Below are 400 nucleotides of genomic sequence, written 5' to 3' on the forward strand. Positions count from 1 at the left end.
GCAGCACCTTGTGAAATAGCTGGTGTAATACCTGTCCAGTGGAACCACTCAACACCATCAAAAACAGCATCCCAATCAATCATACCAGACTCGATTTCTGCAATAGCAGAATGCGCTCTATCATAAACTACTTTACTACCTCTACTTACAGCACCTGTTTCTAAGAAATAAATTCCTAAACGATCGCCACCCCAAACTATTTTATCTACGCCTACACCACGCTTACGCATCTCCATCATAGCACATTCACCAATATCATTTTTTGGTAAACGAGTTACAAAATCAACATCAACACCATAATTTGCTAGCGATACCGCTACGTTTGATTCGCCACCACCATATACAACATCGAAATTGTTAGCTTGCGAAAATCTTAAAAATCCTTGAGGTGCTAATCTTA

The 400-nt window shown here is 39.8% G+C and carries 1 protein-coding gene; it reads right to left on the minus strand.

Annotated elements, in window-relative coordinates; translation table 11 throughout:
• Nucleotides 1-400 (minus strand): PfkB family carbohydrate kinase (locus PK35_RS16980; protein WP_044627779.1); only part of this gene is annotated, 400 nt, incomplete at both ends.

This window comes from Neotamlana nanhaiensis (assembly GCF_000943555.1).
GTDB lineage: Bacteria > Bacteroidota > Bacteroidia > Flavobacteriales > Flavobacteriaceae > Neotamlana > Neotamlana nanhaiensis.